The 8034-nt window shown below is 64.4% G+C and carries 8 protein-coding genes and 2 pseudogenes; 8 read left to right on the forward strand and 2 right to left on the reverse strand.

What is annotated here, in order from left to right:
- The 5 genes from EOA33_RS16555 to EOA33_RS16575 form a co-directional block, all read left to right on the forward strand.
- Positions 1 to 568 (forward strand): SAM-dependent methyltransferase (locus tag EOA33_RS16555; RefSeq protein ID WP_190234289.1); only part of this gene is annotated, 568 nt, incomplete at its 5' end.
- A 99-nt stretch (positions 569 to 667) separates the two neighbouring features.
- Entirely contained in the window at positions 668 to 1462 is a 795-nt protein-coding gene (gene pgeF / locus EOA33_RS16560; protein ID WP_126058689.1) for a peptidoglycan editing factor PgeF, read from the forward strand.
- Positions 1462 to 2613, forward strand: coding sequence for a Xaa-Pro peptidase family protein (locus EOA33_RS16565; RefSeq protein ID WP_126058688.1), 1152 nt, complete (start codon positions 1462 to 1464; stop codon positions 2611 to 2613). The genes pgeF and EOA33_RS16565 overlap by 1 nt, the downstream gene beginning before the upstream one ends.
- Positions 2614 to 2667: 54 nt before the next feature.
- The gene (locus EOA33_RS16570) at positions 2668 to 3276 is read left to right on the forward strand and encodes a hypothetical protein (protein WP_126058687.1); all 609 of its coding nucleotides are present in this window, start codon (positions 2668 to 2670) and stop codon (positions 3274 to 3276) included.
- Positions 3277 to 3430: 154 nt separating this feature from the next.
- Positions 3431 to 4366: a ribose-phosphate pyrophosphokinase gene (locus tag EOA33_RS16575; protein ID WP_126058686.1), complete on the forward strand. Its 936-nt coding sequence runs from the start codon at positions 3431 to 3433 to the stop codon at positions 4364 to 4366.
- Here EOA33_RS16575 and EOA33_RS16580 read toward each other — a convergent pair.
- On the reverse strand, positions 4363 to 5247 hold the full coding sequence (locus EOA33_RS16580; protein ID WP_126058685.1) for a helix-turn-helix transcriptional regulator: 885 nt from the start codon (positions 5245 to 5247) through the stop codon (positions 4363 to 4365). The two genes, EOA33_RS16575 and EOA33_RS16580, sit on opposite strands and share 4 nt — an antisense overlap.
- Positions 5248 to 5358: 111 nt before the next feature.
- Between EOA33_RS16580 and EOA33_RS16585 the strand changes: the two genes are divergently transcribed.
- On the forward strand, positions 5359 to 6603 hold the full coding sequence (locus EOA33_RS16585) for an MFS transporter (protein ID WP_189375492.1): 1245 nt from the start codon (positions 5359 to 5361) through the stop codon (positions 6601 to 6603).
- A gap of 213 nt (positions 6604 to 6816) precedes the next feature.
- Entirely contained in the window at positions 6817 to 7566 is a 750-nt protein-coding gene (locus tag EOA33_RS16590; RefSeq protein WP_126058683.1) for an SDR family oxidoreductase, read from the forward strand.
- A gap of 63 nt (positions 7567 to 7629) precedes the next feature.
- Here the strand turns inward: EOA33_RS16590 and EOA33_RS16595 are convergent.
- Positions 7630 to 7947: pseudogene (locus EOA33_RS16595) on the reverse strand (alpha/beta hydrolase); the annotation flags it as partial.
- Between EOA33_RS16595 and EOA33_RS40510 the strand changes: the two are divergent.
- Positions 7941 to 8034, forward strand: a pseudogene (locus EOA33_RS40510) (alpha/beta hydrolase); the annotation flags it as partial. The pseudogenes EOA33_RS16595 and EOA33_RS40510 sit on opposite strands and share 7 nt — an antisense overlap.

Below are 8034 nucleotides of genomic sequence, written 5' to 3' on the forward strand. Positions count from 1 at the left end.
CAGCGGTGCCGGCTGGCGCGAACGGATGATCGGCCTCGCCGATGACGATGGCCTGCGCTTCTTCGCCGGCGCAGGCTCGGTCGATCCGTCCCTGTTGCCCGACGACGCCGAGGACGCGCCGCAAGGCGCGATCGTCGAACTGGCGCCGGCCCGCGCCGCGCTGATGGGAACGATCGCTGAGCGGATAGCGGGGCACGGCGGCGCCGGCCTTTTCATCGACTACGGCCATCTCCGGCCTGGCATCGGCGACACGCTGCAGGCCTTGCGCAAGCATGATCACGACAACGTGCTGGCCAATCCGGGCGAAGCGGACCTCACCGCGCATGTCGATTTCGCCGCCCTGGCAGCGACCGCCCGGGCGCACGGCCTCGATGTCGAAACGACCACGCAGGGCGATTTCCTGCTCGGCATGGGCCTGCTCGAAAGGGCGGGATCGCTGGGCGCCAAGGCGGATGGAAAGTCGCGGCAAGCCATTTCCGACGCCGTTGAGCGGCTGGCTGGGCCTGATGCTATGGGGGAGTTGTTCAAGGTCCTGAAAATGCTGCCTAAGGCCGGTCCAGTCTCTTGAGCCAAGGCGGGCGGCCGGGTTGCGAACCCGGTCGCGCAAACGGGCTCTTGTCCGAACTTCACCTTGACGAAATCGCCGGCGCGGACAACAAACCCATCCATGCTCAATCAGACCAAACCGGATCCTGTTCGCTCACCCTTGCTCGAAGCGGCGAAAGCCAGGGGCATCCGCCACGGCTACTTCACCCGTATCGGCGGCGTCTCCGACGGCATCTATCGCGGCCTCAACATCGGCACCGGCTCGAATGACGATCAGGAGCGCGTCAAAGAGAACCGCCGCCGCGTCGCCGAATGGATGGGGGTGCCGGCCAGCCATCTGCTGACCGCGCATCAGGTCCACTCGCCCGATGTCGTCATCGCCAGGGAGCCCTTTGCCGGCCCTCGTCCCACGGCCGACGCCATCGTCACCGACCGGCCGGGCATAGCCGTCGGCGCCTCGACGGCCGATTGCGGGCCGGTGCTGTTCGCCGACACCGAGGCGCGCGTCGTCGGCGCCGCGCATGCCGGCTGGAAAGGCGCCTTCGCCGGCGTGCTCGAAAACACGGTCGCGGCGATGGAAGGCCTCGGCGCCCGCCGCGAGCGTATCGTTGCCGTTCTCGGACCGTCGATCGGGCCGGAGAACTACGAGGTCGGACCCGAATTCATCTCGCGTTTCGTCGACGCCGATGCCGGCAACATCAGCTATTTCGCGCCATCGGCCAAACCCGGCCATGCGCTGTTCGACCTCAACCTCTATACGGTCGACCGGCTGAGAAAGACGGGCGTCACCGCCGAGGGTCTCGGCCGCTGCACTTACACTGAAGAACACCTTTTCTATTCCTACCGGCGCACCACCCATCGCAAGGAAGCGGATTACGGACGCCAGGTTTCGGCAATTGTTTTGGAGAAAGAATAATGGCGCTGCACTTCGAACGATCGGAATTCGACGCGCGGCGCGACCGGCTCATCATCGAGATGACGGAGAAGAAGCTCGATGCCGTGCTCCTGTTCGCGCAGGAGAGCATGTATTGGCTGACCGGATACGACACGTTCGGCTTCTGCTTCTTCCAGTGCCTGGTGGTGAAGGCCGACGGGTCGATGGTGCTGCTGACCCGCTCGGCCGATCTCAGGCAGGCGCGCCAAACCTCGATCATCGACAACATCGTCCTGTGGACCGACCGCGACGGCGCCAACCCGGCGATCGACCTGCGCAACCTGCTCAACGAGCTCGACCTGCTCGGCGCCCGCATCGGCGTCGAATACGACACCCATGGCCTGACGGCGTACAACGGCCGCCGCCTCGACGAGCAACTGCAGACCTTCGGCCAGATCGCCGATGCATCGGGCATCGTTGGACGGCTGCGTCTGTTCAAGAGCCCGGCCGAGATCGCCAAGGTCGAAAAGGCCGCCAGCCTGTCCGACGACGCGCTCGATGCTGCCCTGCCGCTGATCAAGCAGGGCGGCGACGAGGCGCTGATCCTTGCCGCCATGCAGGGCGCGGTCTTTGCCGGCGGCGGCGACTACCCGGCCAATGAATTCATTATCGGCTCCGGCGTCGACGCGCTGCTCTGTCGCTACAAGGCCGGGCGCCGCAAGCTGACCAAGAACGACCAGCTGACACTCGAATGGGCCGGCGTCTTCCACCACTATCACGCGCCGATGATGCGCACGGCGCTGACCGGAAGGGTCTCGAAGCGCCATCAGGAGCTGTTCGATGCTGCCCGCGCCGCGCTTCTGGCGGTGGAGAAGGCGATGACGCCCGGCAACACCTTCGGCGACGTCTTCGACACACATGCCCGAACGCTCGAAGCCCACAACCTGACCAAGCACCGGCTGAACGCCTGCGGCTATTCGGTCGGCGCCCGCTTCACACCGTCATGGATGGACATGCCGATGTTCTATCAGGGCAATCCCGAGCCGATCGCGCCCAACATGACGCTGTTCGCCCATATGATCATTATGGACTCCGAAACCGAGACGGCGATGACCCTTGGCCGCACCTACCTCACCACCGAATCGCAGCCGAGGCCGCTGTCCCGTCATGATCTCGACTTGATCGTACAGTGAATCCATAATGGCAGGTTCGCGAGGGGCGTTCTTCGCCAGGGAGTTTTCGGGCAGATGAGACGATCGCAGGTGACGACCGTGTCATTGCTTGCCGCATTGGCGCTGGCCGCCTGCACCAATGCCAAGGACGTTCTGGAACCCTCTGCCATCACCCCGCCGGCGACCTCGGCCCAGACGCTGCCTGCCACTCAGAGCAACACGGCAACCACGACCGTTCCGGCGCCCTCGACGACGGCCCCGGCCGCTTCGTCGCCTACCCCTGCCTCACCGGCCCAGAGCGCCGCTGCTATCGCCAGGACAAGGTTGCAGGTGGCGCCGATCGTTGGCGCCTCGGTGGAGGCCGCGGCGCCGCTGACGGCCGAGCTTCAGACGCGTGCCAGGCAGCGCGGCATCACGCTTGCCGGCAGCACCGACCAGACCGCCACGCATGTGCTGAAGGGCTATTTCTCGGCAATTTCGGAAGGCAGCGACACCACGGTCATCTATGTCTGGGACATTTACGACCCCTCGGGCAACCGGCTGCACCGCATCAACGGCCAGCAGAAGGCGCCCTCGGTCAAGGGCGGCGATGGCTGGACGGCCGTCGCGCCAGCGACCATGCAGGGCATCGCCGACCAGACGGTCGACCAGTTCGCCGCGTGGCTCGGTGGACAGGCCGGCTAGGCTGTTGCCGGCTTTCATCGCCTGCGACGTTTTTGATCTTAGCCGACGGATTCCCGATGACGAGGCTTGCAATACCGGCGCGGGCCGCTAAAAGCCCGCATAAAAGGCTCATGAGAGTCTGTTCGGTCTCTCCATCCTTCACCAGGAACGGTGCATGAAGCTTTTCGCGGGCAATTCCAACAGGGTGCTGGCCGAAGCGGTCGCTCGCTATCTCAACATCCCGCTGGGGAAGGCCAGCGTCCGGCGCTTCGCCGATCAGGAGATCTTCGTCGAGATCCAGGAGAACGTGCGCGGCGAGGATGTCTTCATCCTGCAGTCCACCTCGTTCCCGACCAACGATCACCTGATGGAACTGCTCATCATGATCGACGCCTTCATGCGTTCCTCGGCCCGGCGCATCACGGCGGTCATCCCTTATTTCGGCTATGCAAGACAGGATCGCCGCGCTTCCGGCCGCACGCCGATCTCGGCCAAGCTTGTCGCCAACATGATCACCCGCGCCGGCGTCGACCGCGTGCTGACGCTGGATCTCCATGCCGGCCAGATCCAGGGCTTTTTCGATATCCCGACCGACAATCTGTTCTCGGTCCCGGTGATGGCCCGCGACGTGAAGGCGAAATACAAGCAGCTCGCCAATGTCGTCGTCGTCTCCCCCGACATTGGCGGCGTGGTGCGGGCGCGTGCGCTCGCCAAGCGCTTCGATGCGCAGCTCGCCATCGTCGACAAGCGCCGTGAACGCCCGGGCGAATCGGAAGTCATGAACATCATCGGTGCGGTCGCCGGCAAGGATTGCCTGTTGATCGACGACATCGTCGATTCCGGCGGCACGTTGTGCAACGCCGCCGATGCACTGCTCGCCAACGGCGCCACCAGCGTCACCGCCTACATCACTCACGGCGTGCTTTCGGGCGGAGCGGTTGCCCGCATCAGCAGCTCGAAGCTGCAGGAACTGGTGATCACCGATTCCATCCAGCCGACGCAAGCCGTGCTCGACGCGCCCAACATCCGCGTCATCTCGATCGCCGACCTGATGGGCGAGGCGATCTCGCGCACCGCGACCGAGGAATCGGTGTCGAGCCTGTTCGACTAGACCATTGCGTTTTCCGGTCTGGCCGGGCCGCTCAGCCGCCGCACTCCCTCCCCGGCATCGCGCGCGCCGCGCATATAGCCGCGTGGCGAGGCGCCCAGCATGCGCTTGAACATGGTGATGAAGGCCGGCACGCTGTCATAGCCGAGGTCGAGCGCTACCCTGGTGATCGGCTCGCCGTCGGCAAGCCTGGGCAGCGCCGCGAACAGGCACGCCTGCTGGCGCCATGTCGACAGCGACAGCCCGGTCTGGCGATGGAAGGCGCGGGTGAAGGTACGGCGGCTCATGCCGGCGGCGTTGGCCCATTCGTCGATCGTCGCATGCGGCGAGGGTTCGGCGACGAAGCGCCGGCAAAGCGCCGCCAGTTTCGGATCCGACGGGAACGGCAGGCCGAGCGGCCGTTCCGGCAGGTTCGGGATCTCATGCAGCAACAGGCCCATGATCAGCCCGCCGCGCCCTTCCAGTTCACCCCCTTGCGGCAGCTTTTCCGATTCCACGATCAGGCTGTGCATCAGCTCGGTGATGCCGACGACGCGCAGTCCCTCCGGCAGGCCGGCAATCGCGTTCGGCATCACATAGACCGAACGCATCGAGACATCGCCCAGCATCTCGACGGAATGCTCGATCCCGGCGGGGATCCACATCGCGTGGTCGGGCGGCACCATCCAGCGCCCGTGTTTCGTCGTCACCAGCACGACGCCGACCAGCGCATGCAGCAACTGGCTGCGGCTGTGGCGATGCAGTGGCACGTGATAGCCGTCGGGATATTCGGTCGGCAGCGCCACCGCTGGGCCGACAGCCTCCTCCAGCCACTGCCAGCGGCTCTGGTGCAGCCGGCCGAGTTCGGCGGCATCGCCCTTGAAGACTTCCCTGCCATGCGGCATTGGCAATGGCCCACTTGCGAAACTATTGGACCAAACCACGAAAGAAGTCGCTTTGCAACCATCCTATAAGGCTGCCTGCGGATCGCCGCCAGGAAGACCACGGAGCATGCCTTGACCGACACCACAGCCACCGCCGTCGCCACTCCGGCGCCGGCCAGCCACACTTCGGCGCAAGCGACGGCCTTCACCGTCATTCTTGCGGTGAGCTTCTGCCATTGCGTCAACGACATCATGCAGTCGCTGCTGTCGGCCATCTATCCGCTTTTGAAAGACAATTACGGCCTCGACTTCTGGCAGATCGGGCTTTTGACCTTCACCTTCCAAGTGACGGCGTCGCTGCTCCAGCCGCTGATCGGCGCTATCACCGACAAGCGGCCGATGCCCTATTCGCTGCCTTGGGGCATGGCCTCCTCGCTGATCGGACTGGTCGTGCTCGCACATGCCGGCCACTACTGGCTGCTGCTGATCGGCGCCTCGCTGATCGGCATCGGCTCGGCCATCTTCCATCCGGAATCCTCGCGCATCGCCCGCTTCGCGTCGGGCGGCCGCTTCGGCCTCGCCCAGTCGCTGTTCCAGGTCGGCGGCAATTTCGGCCAGGCGATGGGGCCGCTGCTCGCTGCCTTCATCGTCGTGCCCTTCGGCCAGACCAGCATCTCCTGGTTCGCCGTCGGCTCGCTGATCGGCATCATCGTTCTCTGGCAGGTCGGCGGCTGGTACAGCCGGCTGCGCGCTTCGCTCGCCAGCCGCAAGCAGGCAAGCCTCGTCTCGCCCTTCCCGCGCCGCAAGGTCATGTGGGCGCTGGCCGTGCTGACCTTGCTGGTGCTGACCAAGAACGCATACATCGCCTCGATCTCCAGCTACTACACCTTCTACGCCATCCATAAGTTCGGCGTTTCGGTGCAGATTTCGCAGGTCATGCTGTTCCTGTTCCTCGGCGCCTCGGCGCTGGGCATCCTGCTCGGCGGCCCGTTCGGTGACCGTTATGGCCAGAAGGCGATGATCTGGTTCTCGATCGTCGGCGTGCTGCCCTTCACGCTGGCGCTGCCCTACGCCAACCTCGAATGGACGATGGTGCTGACGGTGCTGATCGGTCTGATCCTGTCGTCGGCCTTCTCCAACATCGTCGTCTTCGCGCAGGAACTGGTGCCTGGAAGGGTCGGCATGATCGCCGGCATCTTCTTCGGCTTCGCCTTCGGCATGGGCGGCATCGCCGCCGCCGTGCTCGGCGTCCTGGCCGACATGAAGGGTATCGACTTCGTCTACCAGGTCTGCTCGTATTTGCCGCTGCTCGGCCTGCTGACGGTGTTCTTGCCGAACATGAAGGAAGCGCGGAAGGCGGAAGCGGCGACCCGCTAAGGAACCGCCGATCTTCGGGACTCGACGTGAGCTCGTGGCAGTTGCCACGCGCTCATGGATTCTCTCTCCACACGCCAGGCGAAAGCCTGTTAGTGTTTGAAACGTGTGCGCGACATCACGAGACGTAGCGCGAACGCCTTCAACTTGAACTAAGGTGCCGGGCTCAGCGCCCGATCGGTGCGCTGCGCTACGAGCGAGATGAGGCAATCTGTAGTGTCCAGACTTAAAGACAAGGTCGCGCTGATTACCGGCGGCACCAGCGGCATCGGTCTGGCGACGGCGCGGCGCTTCATTGAGGAAGGCGCTCGTGTCGCCATCACTGGCACCAACACGAGCCGTCTCGAGGAGGCCCGCAAGATTCTTGGCGGCGATACGTTTGTCATCGCCGCCGACGCCGGCGATATTACGACGCAAAACGATATCGCGCGACAGATCGGAGAAACCTTCGGCAGGCTCGACGCCGTCTTCCTCAACGCCGGCATCGCCGATCTACGCCCGCTCGATGACTGGACCGAGGCGGCGTTCGACAGGAGCATCGATATCGACCTCAAAGGCCCGTATTTCCTGATCAAGGCGCTGGTGCCGCTGCTTTCGAACCCGTCCTCGATCATCCTCAGCGGCTCGGTCAACGCACATATGGGAATGGCCGGGACACACGTCTATTCGCTCGCCAAGGCCGGCATGATCTCGCTCGCCAGAACGCTCTCCGGCGAACTCATAGGGCGCGGCATCCGCGCCAATGTGATCAGCCCGGGTCCGATCGACACGCCGCTCAACGACAAGCTCGGGCTGGATCCCGAAGCGGCGAAGGCGCGCGCCAAGGCGGTGGTCGGCCTGGTGCCTGCCGGTCGTTTCGGGACCGCCGAGGAAATTGCCAACGCAGTGGTTTTTCTCGCTTCGGACGAATGCCCGTTCATCGTCGGTGCGGAAATTCTGATCGACGGCGGCTTGAGCATCGCCTGATATCGGCACGGCCTGACGCAAGAACACCCGCCAGATGGCGGGTGTCTTGTGTTCCGAAAGGCCTTACGCCTTGAAGAAGGCCAGAAGGTCGGCGTTGATGATGTCGGCATGGGTCGTGGCCATGCCATGCGGAAGGCCCTTGTAGACCTTGAGCTCGCCCTTCTTGAGCAGCTTGATGGCCAGCAGCGCGGAGTCCGCGATCGGCACGATCTGGTCGTCGTCGCCATGCATCACCAGCACCGGCACGTCGATTGCCCTAAGGTCCTCGGTGAAGTCGGTTTCCGAGAATGCCTTGATGCAGTCGTAGTGCGCCTTGGTGCCGCCCATCATGCCCTGGCGCCACCAATTGTCGATGACGCCTTGCGAGACTTCGGCGCCGGGGCATGATGGGCGGCACCAAGGCGCACTACGACTGCATCAAGGCATTCTCGGAAACCGACTTCACCGAGGACCTTAGGGCAATCGACG

The sequence above is a fragment of the Mesorhizobium sp. M4A.F.Ca.ET.050.02.1.1 genome (assembly GCF_003997725.1).
Taxonomy (GTDB): domain Bacteria; phylum Pseudomonadota; class Alphaproteobacteria; order Rhizobiales; family Rhizobiaceae; genus Mesorhizobium.